This window comes from Marivivens sp. JLT3646, from assembly GCF_001908835.1.
Classification (GTDB): Bacteria; Pseudomonadota; Alphaproteobacteria; order Rhodobacterales; family Rhodobacteraceae; genus Marivivens; species Marivivens geojensis.
On sequence record NZ_CP018572.1, the window covers coordinates 2369000 to 2383823 of the forward strand.

The 14824-nt window shown below is 55.7% G+C and carries 17 protein-coding genes; 2 read left to right on the forward strand and 15 right to left on the reverse strand.

Annotated elements, in window-relative coordinates; all coding sequences use genetic code 11:
• The 11 genes from BSK21_RS11790 to BSK21_RS11840 all read right to left on the reverse strand — a co-directional run bounded on the left by BSK21_RS11790 (window position 1) and on the right by BSK21_RS11840 (window position 9079).
• Window positions 1-972 carry a type II secretion system F family protein gene (locus tag BSK21_RS11790; RefSeq protein WP_067550741.1) on the reverse strand — a complete coding sequence of 324 codons (972 nt, stop codon included), beginning with the start codon at window positions 970-972 and terminating at the stop codon, window positions 1-3.
• Between the two features lie 12 nt (window positions 973-984).
• Window positions 985-1953, reverse strand: coding sequence for a type II secretion system F family protein (locus BSK21_RS11795; protein ID WP_067550742.1), 969 nt, complete (start codon window positions 1951-1953; stop codon window positions 985-987).
• A gap of 5 nt (window positions 1954-1958) precedes the next feature.
• Complete coding sequence (locus BSK21_RS11800) at window positions 1959-3368, reverse strand: CpaF family protein (protein WP_074039033.1); 1410 nt, start codon at window positions 3366-3368, stop codon at window positions 1959-1961.
• Between the two features lie 60 nt (window positions 3369-3428).
• Window positions 3429-4703 carry an AAA family ATPase gene (locus BSK21_RS11805; protein WP_232230433.1) on the reverse strand — a complete coding sequence of 425 codons (1275 nt, stop codon included), beginning with the start codon at window positions 4701-4703 and terminating at the stop codon, window positions 3429-3431.
• Between the two features lie 183 nt (window positions 4704-4886).
• Window positions 4887-5543: an OmpA family protein gene (locus tag BSK21_RS11810; protein ID WP_067550887.1), complete on the reverse strand. Its 657-nt coding sequence runs from the start codon at window positions 5541-5543 to the stop codon at window positions 4887-4889.
• Window positions 5544-5565: 22 nt separating this feature from the next.
• The gene (locus tag BSK21_RS11815) at window positions 5566-6987 is read right to left on the reverse strand and encodes a type II and III secretion system protein family protein (protein WP_067550744.1); all 1422 of its coding nucleotides are present in this window, start codon (window positions 6985-6987) and stop codon (window positions 5566-5568) included.
• A gap of 174 nt (window positions 6988-7161) precedes the next feature.
• Window positions 7162-8028 (reverse strand): Flp pilus assembly protein CpaB, encoded by an 867-nt coding sequence (gene cpaB, locus BSK21_RS11820; RefSeq protein WP_067550745.1) that lies wholly within the window; start codon window positions 8026-8028, stop codon window positions 7162-7164.
• A gap of 205 nt (window positions 8029-8233) precedes the next feature.
• Window positions 8234-8419, reverse strand: coding sequence for a Flp family type IVb pilin (locus tag BSK21_RS11825; RefSeq protein ID WP_067550746.1), 186 nt, complete (start codon window positions 8417-8419; stop codon window positions 8234-8236).
• A 28-nt stretch (window positions 8420-8447) separates the two neighbouring features.
• Window positions 8448-8633, reverse strand: coding sequence for a Flp family type IVb pilin (locus BSK21_RS11830; RefSeq protein WP_067550747.1), 186 nt, complete (start codon window positions 8631-8633; stop codon window positions 8448-8450).
• Window positions 8634-8670: 37 nt separating this feature from the next.
• Complete coding sequence (locus tag BSK21_RS11835; RefSeq protein ID WP_067550747.1) at window positions 8671-8856, reverse strand: Flp family type IVb pilin; 186 nt, start codon at window positions 8854-8856, stop codon at window positions 8671-8673.
• 37 nt (window positions 8857-8893) lie between these two features.
• Window positions 8894-9079 (reverse strand): Flp family type IVb pilin, encoded by a 186-nt coding sequence (locus BSK21_RS11840; protein ID WP_067550747.1) that lies wholly within the window; start codon window positions 9077-9079, stop codon window positions 8894-8896.
• Between the two features lie 355 nt (window positions 9080-9434).
• Here BSK21_RS11840 and BSK21_RS11845 point away from each other — a divergent pair, with 355 nt between their 5' ends.
• Window positions 9435-10304 carry a lytic transglycosylase domain-containing protein gene (locus tag BSK21_RS11845; RefSeq protein ID WP_067550749.1) on the forward strand — a complete coding sequence of 290 codons (870 nt, stop codon included), beginning with the start codon at window positions 9435-9437 and terminating at the stop codon, window positions 10302-10304.
• Between the two features lie 2 nt (window positions 10305-10306).
• The gene (locus tag BSK21_RS11850; RefSeq protein WP_067550750.1) at window positions 10307-11734 is read left to right on the forward strand and encodes a UbiA family prenyltransferase; all 1428 of its coding nucleotides are present in this window, start codon (window positions 10307-10309) and stop codon (window positions 11732-11734) included.
• A 10-nt stretch (window positions 11735-11744) separates the two neighbouring features.
• Here BSK21_RS11850 and BSK21_RS11855 read toward each other — a convergent pair whose 3' ends face one another.
• From BSK21_RS11855 to BSK21_RS11865, 4 genes are read right to left on the reverse strand one after another with little or no spacing between them, the layout of a single operon-like run.
• Window positions 11745-12479: an SDR family NAD(P)-dependent oxidoreductase gene (locus BSK21_RS11855; RefSeq protein ID WP_067550751.1), complete on the reverse strand. Its 735-nt coding sequence runs from the start codon at window positions 12477-12479 to the stop codon at window positions 11745-11747.
• On the reverse strand, window positions 12476-13189 hold the full coding sequence (locus BSK21_RS16195; RefSeq protein WP_231924805.1) for a hypothetical protein: 714 nt from the start codon (window positions 13187-13189) through the stop codon (window positions 12476-12478). The genes BSK21_RS11855 and BSK21_RS16195 overlap by 4 nt, the downstream gene beginning before the upstream one ends.
• A complete protein-coding gene (locus BSK21_RS16200; protein WP_231924806.1) occupies window positions 13146-13751 on the reverse strand; it encodes an FAD-binding protein in 606 nt (201 codons plus the stop codon). The genes BSK21_RS16195 and BSK21_RS16200 overlap by 44 nt, the downstream gene beginning before the upstream one ends.
• 19 nt (window positions 13752-13770) lie before the next feature.
• The gene (locus BSK21_RS11865) at window positions 13771-14763 is read right to left on the reverse strand and encodes a lysylphosphatidylglycerol synthase transmembrane domain-containing protein (RefSeq protein WP_067550889.1); all 993 of its coding nucleotides are present in this window, start codon (window positions 14761-14763) and stop codon (window positions 13771-13773) included.
• Window positions 14764-14824 lie beyond the last annotated feature (61 nt).

Consider the following 14824-nt stretch of genomic DNA (forward strand, 5'->3'; position numbering starts at 1 on the left):
TTAGTTACCACCCATGCTCATGAAAGTCATGATGCCGTAGACGGAGGGGCCAATGAGAATGATCAACAGTGGCGGAACAGTCAGCATCATCGTCGCGAGCGTCATCTTGGTCGGCAGGGTGTTGGCCTTTTCTTCGGCGCGCATCACACGTTTATCGCGCATCTCGCCCGCATAAACCCGCAGTGCTTCGGCAATGGACGTACCGAACTGTTGCGACTGGATCAGCACGGTTACAAACGAGTTCACATCTGGCACGCCGCAGCGTTCAGCCATGTCGCGCATCACTTGGGTGCGGTCCTTACCAGCTTTAAGCTCATAGCTGACGATTTCGAATTCTTCGGCCAGTTCGGGGAAACCTGCCCGCAATTCACGCGCCACCCGCAAAATCGCTTGGTCCAGAGACTGACCCGCCTCAATACAGACCAAGAGCATGTCGAGGCTGTCAGGGAAGCCATTGACGATCGCATCCTGACGTTCAGCCTGACGGCGTGTGACCCAGTATTTCGGCGCCATATAGCCAACAGCACCCGGAATAAGGATCGCCAACATTGTGTCTTGGGTAGAGGGATCGCCCGTCTGCGTCTTCAAGATCGCATAGGCAACGCCAGCGATCAGCGCACCGATGCCCAAAGCGAATTGGAAGAAGTAATAGACGCGAACAGCGTTCTTTGTCCGATAACCAGCCTGCAGAAGTTTCAGCTGGATCGCGGAAAATTCGTCTTCGTTCTGCGGCTCTAGGAAGTTGGAGTATTTCTCCAGCTTATCCTTGCCCGTGGCCTGACGCAGCTTTGCCTTTTGACGACCAGCGTCATGGCTGCGTGCCGATTGTTTCAGACGATCAAGCGGATCCTCGCGCTTTTGCACGATCATCGGGATTGCCAAAAGCATCAGGGCCATAACGATCCCTGCAACCAGATAGAGCGGTCCGTAGGCGCCAAATTTATCCGTCAGTAGGTCCAGAAGTGCAGTCATATCAACGCCCCCTTACACTTTGATATTCACGAGCGCGCGCATCACAAAGAGGTTCGCCGCAAGGAAGCCAGCCACAATCAGACAGCCAGGAATAAAGGCCGCCGTGTCTTTTACGCCGTCGTAGTAGTCCGGCTTTGCCACGTTAATCAGCAAGAGCGCAGCCAGCGGGAAACCGGACAGGAACATGCCCGACCATTTGGCCTCGGCCGTGATCGCCTTAACGCGGCGGAAGAGTTTGAAACGTGCGCGGATCACCTTGGCCAAACCTTCGAGGATTTCAGCGAGGTTACCACCCGATTGTTGCTGGATCGTTACTGCCACCGCGAGAAAGCGCAAATCCTGCATATCAATGCGTTCGGCCATAGTTTTCAGGCTCTCACCCATGTCGCGACCATAGGCGGCCTCATCGGCGATCATGCCCATTTCGGTGCCCAGCGGGTCAGCGACCTCTTTGGCGACGATATTCACTGCAGAGGCAAACGGGTGCCCAACGCGCAGCGACCGCACCATCAGTTCAACCGCATCAGGCAGTTGTTCTTCGAGCAGGGAAATCCGTTTCTTGGCTTTGCCGTTCACCCAGACATAGACACCACCGATACCCATTGCGGCCGCCATTGCAGCACGCACAGGGGTGCTCGCCGAGGTGCCAACAGAAAGCGCAATGAAAGAAGCGACACCCAGCACACCCATGATCATGATCAATTGCACGGGGGTAAACGCGATGTTCGCCTTCTGCGCCTTCTGGGCCAAAAGCGAATACAGCGGGATTTGCTGTGACTTGATGTGTTGGGTCATCTCTTTGCGGAGCTGTTCCAACACTTGCTCACGGTTCGCGCCGCGCTCCATCAGAGCCAAACGACGGTTCACGCGGCTGTTCAGGCTGATCGATTTGCCAAATACCGTAAGGTAGAGGCCTTCGACCAAAACGAGGACCGCGACGAAAACGATGCCGTAGATAAGCGGTTCAGCAGAGAGGACCATGGCTATTACTCCGCAGCGTAGGGTTCAAAGATGGACGACGGTAGGTCATAGCCCCACAGACGGAACCGTTCAGCAAAGTGCGAACGCACGCCAGTGGCGGTGAAATGACCAATGATTTTGTTGTCAGGTGTCAGACCAACGCGCTGGTAACGAAACACCTCTTGCATAGAGATAACGTCGCCTTCCATGCCGGTGATTTCGGTGATCGAGGTCATGCGACGCGAGCCGTCTTGCAGACGCGACGCCTGCACGATCAAGTTCACAGCCGATGAAATCTGGCTCCGCACCGCTTTGATCGGCATCTCAATACCAGCCATCGCAATCATGTTTTCCAGACGCGACACGCCATCACGGGCAGAGTTGGCGTGGATGGTCGTCATCGATCCATCGTGGCCCGTGTTCATCGCCTGAAGCATGTCGATAACCTCTTCACCACGGGTCTCACCCACGATGATACGGTCAGGACGCATCCGCAGTGCGTTGCGCAGACAGTCACGCTGGGTCACAGCACCCTTGCCTTCGACGTTCGGAGGGCGGGATTCCATACGGCCCACGTGGGTCTGTTGCAGCTGAAGTTCCGCGGTGTCTTCGATCGTCAGAATACGTTCACTGTCATCGATGAAAGACGATAGCGCGTTGAGCGTCGTGGTCTTACCAGAACCCGTACCACCCGACACGATGACGTTCAGACGGGTCGCGACAGCCGCTTGAAGATAGGCGGCCATTTCTTCGGTAAAGGCACCGAATTTGACCAAGTCATCAATCGCCAGCTTTTCCTTTTTGAACTTACGGATCGAAACAAGCGACCCATCCACCGCAATCGGACCAACCATCGCGTTAAAACGCGAGCCATCAGCCAAACGGGCGTCCACATAGGGGTTCGATTCATCAACGCGGCGACCCACAGCGGACACGATTTTGTCGATGATCCGCAGGAGGTGCTTTTCATCCTTAAAGGTGATGTCGGTCAATTGCAGCTTACCTGCACGTTCGACGAAAATCTGTTTCGGACCGTTGACGAGAATATCGTTCACGGTGTCGTCTTTCAGAAGCGCCTCAAGCGGGCCTAGGCCCGTCACTTCGTCATATAGATCCTGGCTGAGCTGAAGCCGCTCTTCACGGTTCAAAACCAGTCCTTTTTCTTCGAGCGTTTCCGCCGCAATCGCGTTGATTTCCTGACGCAGATCGTTTTCGGTCGCTTTTTCGAGCGCCGCGAGGTTCAGGTTGTCCAACAGCGCCTTGTGCAGTTCGAGCTTGATCTCGGACAGGCGCTCTTTGCGCTTTTTCTCACGATCATCTGGGATGACCTGCGCACTGGCCGTTGGCGCGGGGCGACGTAGTGATTTCGGAGCTTCGGGCAAGGGCGAAGACGGCGCCGCGCTCGGCTCAACCGTCTTACCCTTGATCGCAGCCAGACGGGCAGCCGGCGCGGTTCCGCTCGATTTTTTTATACTTCGAAAACATTTTGCGCCTCCTTATCCGTGTGCCGCATCAGCGTCGGCGGTGTTATGTTCGTGAACTGACAGAGCCAGCTTTGCGATTTCCTTGCGCAGCGGGTTCTTCGCCGCCGTCTCAGACAACGGCGCACCGTGGTCGTTGGCTTGGGTGACTATTTTGCCGCCATCAGGCAGTTGCACCTCAATCGAGATACCGAGGCTTTCTGCCATACGCTTAACGCGGGCCTTGCCGTTCAAATCAGTGAATTTCGGCGCACGGTTCAGCACAAAGCGCAGCTTTTGGAACGGCAGTTCTTCGGCTTGCAGGGCCCGTTTCAGGCGCAGTGTGTTCTGTGCGCTGCGCATATCGAGTTCGGTCAGCGCGAAATAGACATGTGCCGCCTCAAGAACGGACTGCGACCACTCCACCATCACGGGCGGCATGTCGATCACCACATAGTCAAAGTTCGTCCGAGCCAGTTCGATCACCCGCTCAATATCTTCGGGCATCACAATATCCATCGGCACCAGATCCGCAGGCGAGGTCAGCACGTAGAGTTTGCTTTCGAACGGCAAAAGCGCCTGCATGAACGAGTCTTCGTCCATCGCTTCGGTATCGCTGAGCATTTCGAGCACAGCTTCACGGCGCGGCATGTCGAGGAAAGTCGACACCGATCCGAATTGCATACCGAAATCCAAAATCACCACGCGCGGCGGGTTCTTTTTATCGATATTTGCCAGTTCCCAGGCAAAGTTCACCGCAAAGGTCGTCGTGCCAACGCCACCTGCCATACCCTGAACGGGAATAACGACACCTGAACGATCTCCCGTTGCCTTGAGTTTATTGCGCGGTTCTTGAGCTACAGGCGGTGCGGGCGGTTCTTCTGCAAGTACACGATCGATCGCTTGAGACAGTTCACCTTCGGGCAGCGGATAGGGAATAAATTCGTCACCACCCTCACGCAGCAACTGATGCAACGCTTTGGGGCTGACGTCTTCGGCAATCAGAATAACCTTGAGGCCCTTTGCTTTTGCAGCAGAGATCACATTGGAAATCAGGCCAAGGTCGCCCTCGTCCTCTGCATTCAATGCAACCGCGATAAATTCGAGAGTGTCCGCATCAGGCTGTTCCAAGAACGCCAGAGCATCCTCAAACCCAAGATCACCCCAGCGTTCGCCCAGAGCCTCTTCCATGTCTTCAATCAAGAGATCAAAGAACTGCACATCGCGACTGACCGTGCAGGCGACAATCGGCTGCGGTTCTGGCTGCATGACTGCTATTTGACCCATTTTCGTTTCCTTCGTCTCGTCCATTGGCGGCGATACCGTCCGCCACAAACCACCTCGGAATCGCCGAGGACTACTTCTTTCGGACATTCATCACCTCCAATCGTGTCCAGAATTGGGCCGAAAGGATGCAATTGTGCGGAAATGAGAGACGATAAACAAAAAAGGAGGCGAATTGTTCGCCTCCTGCTTGCGTCGATTTAGACAGTGTTATCTGTCGGTTGCAATCTCTGCACCAGAGATGCCAGACAACTGAGTCGAGGCCGCCGCGCTGTTCACATACTCGCGGAAGATCACATCGGCGTAGCGGCCATCCATGATCATCTGGTTGCTTTCGACAAAGCCCGACACTTCGGTCACTGTGCGGCGGTTTGCACGCTCGCGACCCTCGGTCACGATCAAAGGCTGCTCTTCGCCATAGGAAACCACAGCCTCTAAACGCGAACGGTCGATGCCTTGGGATTGGAAATAGAGAACCACAGCCTCTGCGCGGCGCAGACCCAAACGACGGTTAGATGCGGTCGACCCCACGAGGTCAGTGTGGCCGTAGACCTTGAACCGAACTTCAGGGAACTGTTTGATAAAGTCGGCCTGTGCACGCAGCACGGCGCGGGCCTGTTCATCCAAAGCAGTCGAGTTGAAGTCAAAGTTGATCATTGTCGGAACTTCGGCTTCAAAACGGCGATTCAGGTTGGTCGCATAAGAAATAGCACCGGTATGAACCGCAGTATTGTTCATCGTGGCCAGACCAAAGGTGCCCGTATCCACGAGCGATCCCGCCTCACGATACGATGCCATGACAGAGGCGTTCTGGCTACAGGCCGTCAACGCGCCACATGCAGCGATCAGAAGTGCGATCCGTTTCATGTCTGCCCCCGCCTTCATACCATTAATCCAGAACGTAACCATAAGAGCCCGAGAAATCCTGACGTGCCACTTCGCCCGCAGGACCGGTGGTCGGTGTGCCCGTGACACGACCCATCAGGAACAAATCACGCTCAGACGGCAAAGGCACACGGTCCGTCGGCAGCGCAAGCGCTTCGCCACGGGTCGGGGTCACCAAATGCGCGGTCACGATAATAACCAATTCTGTCTGCTGACGTTCGTAATCCGCACTACGGAACAACGCGCCGAGCACTGGGATATCACCAAGCCACGGAACCTGTGTGTTCAGGTCACGGAAATCGTCGGACATTAGACCCGCGATGGCAAAACTTTCGCCGTCGCGCATCTCGACCGTGGTCGAAGTTTCGCGCTTGCGGAACGCATCAATCGTAAAGCCGTTTGCGGCGGTGTAACTGTTCGACGGGTCGATGCTCGATACCGCGGCATTGAGTTCAAGGTTGATCGCATCGCCATCCAGAACGCGCGGTGTAAAGTTCAGCTCGACACCAAAAGGTTTGAATTCAATGGTGATCTGGCCATCTCTTTGGCTGATTGGAACGGGGTATTCGCCGCCAGCGAGGAACCGTGCCTCTTGTCCAGACAAAGCGGTCAGGTTCGGTTCAGCCAAGGTGCGTACTACGCCGCGTTCTTCGAGGGCTTCGAGCAATAGACCAACTTCGAGGCCACCTGCGTTAAAGCCGAACAGAACCGCGCCCGCTGCTTCACCTGCGCCGATGGTCGTGCCTGTCGCACCGCCAACAGCCGTCACAGCCGTGTTCAAAGAGTTCGACCCACCCAGAACGCCAACGTTTCCGCCCGAAATGCTTCCCTGCATCCCCAATGACGACGATAGCGATTTCGCAACGGTGCGCTGCATTTCAGCAAAGCGGACGCGTAGCATCACCTGTTGGGTGCCACCTACGCTCATCAAATTCGACACGCGTTCGGGTGCGTAACGTTCAGCCAGTTCCAAGGCGCGTTCCATCCGCGCAGAAGAGGACACTGTGCCAGACAAAACGATCCCGTCGTTCGCAGTCCGCACTTCAATCGTTTCACCCGGAAGGATCTGTTCCAGCCGTTCTTTGAATTCCGTGATGTCAGGTGTGACCTGCACTTCAACGTTCGTGATCAGTCGTCCATCCGCGCCCAAAAGGGTCAGCGTGGTCCGACCGGGCTCTTTGCCCAGCACATAGATCGTGCGATCCGAGAGCGATGAAATGTCCGCGATCCCAGGGTTCGCGATCGACAATTCTGTAAAGGGAGTGTCGCTTTCGACAACAACTGCGCGGTTCATTGGAACCTGTAGCGCACTCGACGGTGCGCCGCGCATCACTTGCAATGTTTCCGCCACGCCAAACGATGGCATTGCTGCGAATGCCAAGGAAAGGCTGGTCAGTGCCGCCGTGATAATACTTTTACGTGTCATTGTGACCTGCCTCTTGGATCACGCCCGTTATCGGGTCTCTTGCCCGTATTTTTCTGCAGACTGCGCTGAAAAAGCATTTTTTGCAAGAATCAATACGTTGCGAGGCAAATTATATGTGGGACTTGGGCAACAGACCCATGTCCCACGACAACGCATCAGGGTTGTAAACGTGTCTTAGTCGGTGCAAGGGATCGGGATTTCGACCACATCACCACCACGACGCGTGCGGACGGTGCAAACCTTTTCCTCGACCACTTCGGGTTCAGGTTCAGGCGCAGGGGCCGCTTCGATGCCGAGCAACGTGTTCTGATCCACAACAACCGGAGCCGCGATGGTTTCGTCAAACGCACCGACCAGAGACAACATCAGGCTGCCGGTCGATTGCGCCTGAGCCAAAGCCGCAACCTGCTGTGGCGTTGCCTCAACCGTCACGGTGCGGGCAACGGTGCCGGTGTTTACCGATCCGTTGATAATCTGGTCAATCGCGATGATTTTGAGGCTCGATTGGATCAGTTGGGTCACGTCAGTGGTCCCCATATCGCCCACATTCATAGCGCGACCTGTCCAATAGACGTCAACACGGTCATTCGGGCGCAACAGTCCAGACACGCCCGATGCCACGTCAACGCGAATAGCAAAAGCTCGCATTCCGGGCTGCAAGAGCGAAGTAATACCAGCGTCGCCACCTGGCTCTGTCACCTTAACAGCCAAAACAGGTTCGAGCGGTTCCATCTGGCGCAGCACAACGCGGGGTTCTTCGGCACCATTGGGGAACAATTCTTCGATCGTGCGGAACACACCTTCGGGCAGGAAGGGCTCGGCATAGAGGATCATGCCCACATCGTCAGGGGTCAGCGTGGCGCCATAGGGCACCATTTCTTTGACGGCGACGACCTCAATTGTGGGGGCACGTGCGGCGATTGCGGCCCGCTCAGCTGCACGGACTTGTTCTTGCTCGTCGATATAGCCTTTGACCATAAAGACCGCAAAACCCGCGAGGCCAAGACCAATCACCAGAACCAAACCAAATACTGATCGCATATTTTTACCCTCTGCCGCCTCAAGCTGCGTCGATCCAACGTTTTCTTAGTTTATCACTCGCAGGAAAATGCGGCGATTTGTGGACAAATAACAGCTAATGATCGTTTTATTGTCGAATTCAGAGACAATCACTAGTGCTCACACCCCTGAAACGATTTTGACCGCCCCCACGTAAGGGACGGTCAGTCATTTTAAGGCACCAAGATCAATAGTATTGATCTGCGAGCTCTGACATCTGGCTAGACATCTTATCGCCCATGGCCGTTTGGTGTTCCCCAGTCGTCGAGACAATCGAGATCCCAAGTCCCACCAATGCCGCGGCCAATACAACCCAATCGACGGTTACGGCACCTTCTTCATCATGGCGTAGTTTTTTAAACCAAGTTGTCATGTCGAGGCTCCGCTAACCTGGGATGATCTTAGTAGGTTGCGTCTTTTTGTGCGGACAGCATGGTCGACATCTTGTCGCCCATTGCAGTGGTGCCGCCCGATACGGACGAAATAACTGCGATGCCGATACCTACGAGAGCTGCGGTCAGAACAACCCAGTCAACAGTTACTGCGCCGTCTTCGTCGTTGCGGAAGTTTTTGATGAAGTTAAGCATGATACGCTCCAGAATTTCTTTGATGATTGAATAAGGATTAGTAGGTTGCGTCTTTTTGTGCGGACAGCATGGTCGACATCTTGTCGCCCATTGCAGTGGTGCCGCCCGATACGGACGAGATAACTGCAATGCCGATACCTACGAGAGCTGCGGTCAGAACAACCCAGTCAACAGTTACTGCGCCGTCTTCGTCGTTGCGGAAGTTTTTGATGAAGTTAAGCATGATACGCTCCAGAATTTCTTTGATGATTAAATAAGGATTAGTAAGTTGCGTCTTTTTGCGCAGACAGCATGGTCGACATCTTGTCGCCCATTGCAGTGGTGCCGCCCGATACGGACGAGATAACTGCAATACCGATACCTACGAGAGCTGCGGTCAGAACAACCCAGTCAACAGTCACAGCACCGTCTTCGTCGTTACGGAAGTTTTTGATAAAGTTCAGCATGTCGGTCCCTCCTCAGGGAAATGTAATCGCTCAGTTTTCAGTTCCTTGCGGGGGTGTTTCTCACCAGCCTCTCTGGTTCGTTTCCCGCTTTGGATGAGATGATATAGCCATCCGAATGGGGCGGGATTTGGGCAGCTTTGGTGCAATTTCTGTCCATCTGAGATTTTTTAATACGAAAGGTATAAGTTACTGATTAATAAGGTATAAAAGGTTAAATTTTATATACTTTAGGGTATTCCGCCCCTGAAAATACTCTACAATTAGGCTCACTCATGGCCATTGTTCCTCCTTTAGGTAGCAATTGGACAGATTTTCTGCGATAGATTTGAAAAAAGCAGAGGCAGGGCAGACCCGCATGACGCGGCGCTTCGCAATCATTTTCAGTTTGGCGACTCTTTTGGCGTCCTCGGCCTTGGCCGAGTCGAGCCGTTTGCAGCCCGACTTTACCTTTAGGCGAGTCACCGCGCCGCCCGTTGGCACAACCACAAATCGTATCAATGTGCAGATCGACCCCGCAGCGCCGCGTGCGCCCAGCGCTCCATCTGCACCCGCCGCAGCAGGTGAGGCGGCGATCCCGACGTCGCGCACTCCTGCCCCATCGTCGAACCCAATTGAAGGCGCCGTTCCGCAAACAGGAACCCTCGATTGGTTTTGGGAGGCCGTGCCCCCTACCCTCGATGCCACCGCTCCTGGACGATTGATCCTTGCGTTGGACGCGATGGCCAAAGCCCCCGAAGGCGAAGCGGTCACGGAACCTCGCTTATCCGCCCTGCACCAGATTGCCGCCGCGCATGGCAAAGACATTATGATCAGCACGATTGATACAAATGTCTCGCCCGCGCTGGCTTTGGCCGTGATCGCAGTTGAAAGCGGCGGAGACGCCAGTGCCGTGAGCCGAGTAGGCGCGCAGGGCCTCATGCAACTCATGCCAGCGACGGCTGCACGGTTTGATGTGCGCAACAGCCTCGATCCATCACAGAACATCCGCGGCGGGATTGCCTATCTCGACTGGCTCATGACCGAATTTGATAACGACCCAATTCTATTCATCGCAGCATATAACGCAGGCGAGGGTGCGATCCGTGACAACAACGGCGTTCCGAACTTTGCTGAGACACGTGCCTATGTACCCAAAGTGCTGTCCGCATGGACAGTGGCACGCGCGCTCTGCGTCACACCGCCAGAGCTGATGTCGGATGGCTGCGTCTTTAATCTAGGGGACTGACTTTGACCGCTTCAAAGCCACTTGTGCTGGATATCGACGGCACGCTTTTGCGCACCGACATGTTGTTCGAAAACGTCTGGGCGGGTCTGGGCACTGATCCGATCAGAACGATCAAAGCAGGCGTGACGCTCTTTCGTAAACCCGCGCATCTGAAAGAGGCCGTTTATAATATAACCGATATTCGCGTGGACTTATTGCCCGTTAATACCGAGGTTCTAGAATTCGCAAAGGCCGCCCAAGCCGACGGGCGCGAGGTGATCCTCGCCAGCGCATCGGACGAACGATTGGTTCAGGCGCTTGCCGATCATCATGGGTTCGACGGGGCCATCGGGTCGAAAGACGGTCACAACCTCAAAGGCGCGAACAAAGCCGCCGCGTTGGTCGAACGCTACGGCAAAGGTGGGTTCGATTACGCAGGCGACGATTCATCAGACACGGCGATCTGGGACGTCGCAGATAAGGCGATTATCGTGGGAACCGCAGGCGGAGCCGCCGCACGTTACCCCTCTGAAAAGGTGACGACCTTCGACGCGCCGCACAAAACCTCCGAAGCCATTCGCGCCATGCGTCCGCATCAGTGGGTCAAAAACGTACTGCTATTCCTGCCCATGATCGCGGCCCACCAATTCGGGTTGGTGTCCTTTGGTCTGATCATCCTCGGCATCATGGCGTTCTCGGCGGCTGCATCCTGCATTTATATCGTCAACGACCTACTCGACCTCGAAGCGGATCGCCTCCACGTTAAGAAATGTAAACGCCCGTTCGCCGCAGGCACCGTGCCAATCAAAACGGGCATGATGATCTGCGCGGGGCTTGGGGTCTTTGCACTGGGCCTTGGCGCGTTCCTCGGCATCGCGTTCTTTGGTGTCGTCGCTCTTTATATGATCCTGTCGCTGGCCTATTCGCTGAAACTCAAACGGATGCGCTGGATCGACATTTTCACGCTCGCATCGCTCTACACAATCCGCGTGGTGGCTGGCGCTGCGGCGAGCCGTGTTGACGCCTCTGTCTTTATGTTGATCTTCATATTCCCGATCTTTGTCACCCTCGGCTGCGTGAAGCGTTTAACCGAACTAACGTTGGCCACGAACGACGACCGCCTTCCGGGGCGCGGGTATGGCCGCCCTGATAGACCTGACCTGTTGAACGTCGGCATTCTCGGGATGATCGGGGCGCTGGTGATTTTCTTCCTCTACTCGTTCAGCGAACAAGCACGGATGCTCTACCCGTCCCAATGGCTGCTGTGGGTCGCGCTGATCCCAATTGCGGCATGGCTCAACCGAATGGTGCGTCTGGGTTGGTATGGAAAGCAGGACTACGACCCGATTGTTTTCGCCCTCAAGGACAAACGCGGGATCGGCCTTTTGCTCATCACGCTGTCGCTGATGTTCTACAGCGCAGGACTCTGGCAAAAATGGTTTGGGTTCTGAGGGGCACCCCTCAGAACGACAGTTTCTTAAAGATCGGCTCGGGGATCAGTTTGATCACGGTCATGATCGGGAACCAGATTTTCGCTGTGTAGATCACGTTCCGTTTTTTCTGAACGCCTTTGAGGATGTCCTCTACCGCCGCCTCTGGCGTGGTCATAGCAGGCATTTTCATGCCCCATGTCATCGCCGTATCGACAGGGCCAGGTTTTACCGTCATCACGTGGACGCCCTTGCGACCCATGCGGTTGCGCAGACCCGACAGGTAGGTCGTGAAGCCAGCCTTTGCCGCGCCGTAGACATAGTTGTTCAAACGCCCACGATCACCTGCGACAGAGCTGATGCCGACGACAATGCCTTGTTCACGGGCTTCCATCACTGGGCACAGCATGGTCAGGAACCGCGCAGGACCTGTAAAGCTGTCGGTGACAACGCCATCGATCAAGGACGGATCAGCGTCAATCTCGGCCTGATCTGGCATGGAGCCAACAAAGACCGCGCAATTGATCGTACCTTCGAGGCACTTGGCTGCCTCAATCACCGCGTCAAAGGTTGCGGCATCGCGCATATCGATCGGCATGACGGTCGCCTCAGGCGCACCACGGACCGTCGCGTCAGCTGCGGTCGCCTCCATATCAACGATGTCACGACCACATAGAATGAACGCAGCGCCGGCCTCGGCTTGCTTACGAATGAACGCGCGGGCGATGGCGGATGTTGCGCCTAGGATGATCCAAGTATCGGTCATTTCGCACCTCGTAGGTTCAAACGGCGGGTCATGTCAGTTTCAAAACGGTGATCGGGATCGGATTCGTTCACGGCCTCTGACCACTCCGAATGTTCGGGATACATGGATTTGATGACGTCCCCCGATGCGAGGCTATCTTTGGCCAGATAAACCCGACCACCAGCCGCGTCTGCTAGGCTGATCAGCTCCGCAATCAGTTCAGCAGCGGCATCACGTGCGGGGAAATCAACAGCGAGCGTGTACCCCTCCATCGGGAAGGACATATAGCCACCCCGCCCCGCGCCCATGCGTTTCAAAACGGCAAGTGGAGAGGCCAGACCAGAGGACGCAATCGCGCTCAGCATGGACTTCAGTGCATCCACTTGGGCCAAGGGCACAACGCATTGGAACTGATGGAAGCCACGCTTTCCATAGAGACGGTTCCAGTCGTGGATCTTGTCGAGCGGGAAAAAGAAATCCTCAATGCGACGATCAACGGTGCGACCCTCAGCAGGGACACGACGGTAATAGGCTTCGTTAAAAGCCTTTACGATGGGTGCGGCCAAGGCAAAATTCGGCGCATCAAAAGGCACCTTTTTCGCCCCTTTCGGCGCGGAATAGTCCCCACCGCCAACCTCAGCCTCTTCGACGATGCCGCGTCCCAGAGCGTCACCCTTGGCCATTGCATCAATCCAACCCACACAATAGGTCGCCGTACTCGCGTCCAGCATTTCGATGTGCTGGTCCCAGTTTTGCACGCGCCGTTCGGTAACGCGCAATTGGCCGCCGGTGATAGGCTTCAACCGCAGCTTTTGCTGACAGGATCACACCTGTTTGGCCCAGCCCGCCAATCGTCGCTTTCCAGATCACCTCATCGGCTGGGGTAATAGCTCGCGTTCCATCGATGCCGAGCAGGGTAATTTCGGTCACATGTTGGCCAAACGATCCGTCATTGTGGTGGTTTTTGCCATGCACATCCATGCCGATAGCACCACCGACCGTAGCGAACCCTGTGCCGGGCATCACGGCGGGCAGATAGCCCTTGGGTGCGAAAATCCGTGCCAGAGTAGCAATGGTGCAGCCCGCCTCGACATGGACGATGTCACCGTCGAACCCGATGATCCGATCGAGCCGCGTCATATCTGTCGCCCGACCGTTATCGTTCAGCGCGGCATCACCATAACTGCGGCGGTTGCCAATCGCAGGGCCTTGGGCCGTAACCGCAGTCCGCCGTTCAGGGCGTGCAAGTTCGCCATCAGCAGTCAGGGTGCGGCCCCAACCAGAATAAGTCATTGTCTTCCAAAGCATCGTATCAAAGTGCCTGTTTTAAAGAATGTCGTTCGGCAAATGGGAAAACCAATAGCCCCAACCCAATCGCAAACCAAAGGGTCGTTACACGAATAATCGCCGTCGCAGGCAGCGAGGTTTCAAGAGGCACGCCCTGCATTGATAAGAGCGCAACCATCGCGGCCTCGGCCCCACCAACACCACCAGGTGCGCCCGTCAGCCCGCCAGCAAGGGTCGAGAACGTGAAAATCGTTGCGGCCATCCAGAACCCAATGTCCGCGCCCATCCAAAGAAGGAGAAGGTGGAACGCATAGCCTTCGGCAATCCAACCTGTCAGGCCCAGTGCCAAGGTGATGATCACCGTTTTGGGGTCAGAAAACGCAGCAAGCGACCCTGCCGCACGGCGCACACGCACCATGAGACGCGGGAAAAATCCGGTTAGTCGGTAGGCAAATTCCGCCGCTCCAGCAAGGAGCCGTGGGCGTGTAGCTACAAATGCAACCAACAGTGCAGCGATAGCCACAGGCAGGCCAAACGCGATACCACCCGCGCCAAAGGACAGGCCCAGCGCCAGAATAATCGCCATCGCGGCCAGATCACCGGCCCGATCCATGAGCACCAACGGCGCGGTCCGTTCAACGGCCCACCCCGTTTCACGTCTGATCCACCGCATACGGATCAGTTCCCCGACGCGACCTGGGGTCACGGACATCGCGAACCCACCGATGAAGTGACGGAGGTCTTGGGTTAATGTCGTCGGAAGACCAATTTTACGTGCCATCACGTGCCAGCGACTGCCGCGTAACACGTAGTTCACAAGGCTTAGCCCCAAGAGCACGATAAATTGCAGAAAAGACAGTCGCGACAATTGGGCAATCGTTTCTTCCCAACCCGTCGCAAGAGCGAGCCCAGCCAAACCCAAAATGACAAAACCAAACAACCCCGCCAGCAGCGCGATGTCGCGCCAACGGCGGTGTGCGGTAGAGCCTGTGTCTGGCAATCTATTTGTGCTGCTCATTGTCATTGGTCACGAAATAGCAACCGATTGGGGCCGAATTATGAAACCCAAGGCAATTTTA

Bases quoted from the DNA above. Each gene is read 5' to 3' on its own strand.
- BSK21_RS11790 (WP_067550741.1), bottom strand. From the start codon at position 972: ATGACTGCACTTCTGGACCTACTGACGGATAAATTTGGCGCCTACGGA.
- BSK21_RS11795 (WP_067550742.1), bottom strand. From the start codon at position 1,953: ATGGTCCTCTCTGCTGAACCGCTTATCTACGGCATCGTTTTCGTCGCG.
- BSK21_RS11805 (WP_232230433.1), bottom strand. From the start codon at position 4,703: ATGGACGAGACGAAGGAAACGAAAATGGGTCAAATAGCAGTCATGCAG.
- BSK21_RS11810 (WP_067550887.1), bottom strand. From the start codon at position 5,543: ATGAAACGGATCGCACTTCTGATCGCTGCATGTGGCGCGTTGACGGCC.
- BSK21_RS11815 (WP_067550744.1), bottom strand. From the start codon at position 6,987: ATGACACGTAAAAGTATTATCACGGCGGCACTGACCAGCCTTTCCTTG.
- cpaB (WP_067550745.1), bottom strand. From the start codon at position 8,028: ATGCGATCAGTATTTGGTTTGGTTCTGGTGATTGGTCTTGGCCTCGCG.
- BSK21_RS11825 (WP_067550746.1), bottom strand. From the start codon at position 8,419: ATGACAACTTGGTTTAAAAAACTACGCCATGATGAAGAAGGTGCCGTA.
- BSK21_RS11830 (WP_067550747.1), bottom strand. From the start codon at position 8,633: ATGCTTAACTTCATCAAAAACTTCCGCAACGACGAAGACGGCGCAGTA.
- BSK21_RS11835 (WP_067550747.1), bottom strand. From the start codon at position 8,856: ATGCTTAACTTCATCAAAAACTTCCGCAACGACGAAGACGGCGCAGTA.
- BSK21_RS11840 (WP_067550747.1), bottom strand. From the start codon at position 9,079: ATGCTGAACTTTATCAAAAACTTCCGTAACGACGAAGACGGTGCTGTG.
- BSK21_RS11845 (WP_067550749.1), top strand. From the start codon at position 9,435: ATGACGCGGCGCTTCGCAATCATTTTCAGTTTGGCGACTCTTTTGGCG.
- BSK21_RS11855 (WP_067550751.1), bottom strand. From the start codon at position 12,479: ATGACCGATACTTGGATCATCCTAGGCGCAACATCCGCCATCGCCCGC.
- BSK21_RS16195 (WP_231924805.1), bottom strand. From the start codon at position 13,189: ATGCTGGACGCGAGTACGGCGACCTATTGTGTGGGTTGGATTGATGCA.
- BSK21_RS16200 (WP_231924806.1), bottom strand. From the start codon at position 13,751: ATGACTTATTCTGGTTGGGGCCGCACCCTGACTGCTGATGGCGAACTT.
- BSK21_RS11865 (WP_067550889.1), bottom strand. From the start codon at position 14,763: ATGAGCAGCACAAATAGATTGCCAGACACAGGCTCTACCGCACACCGC.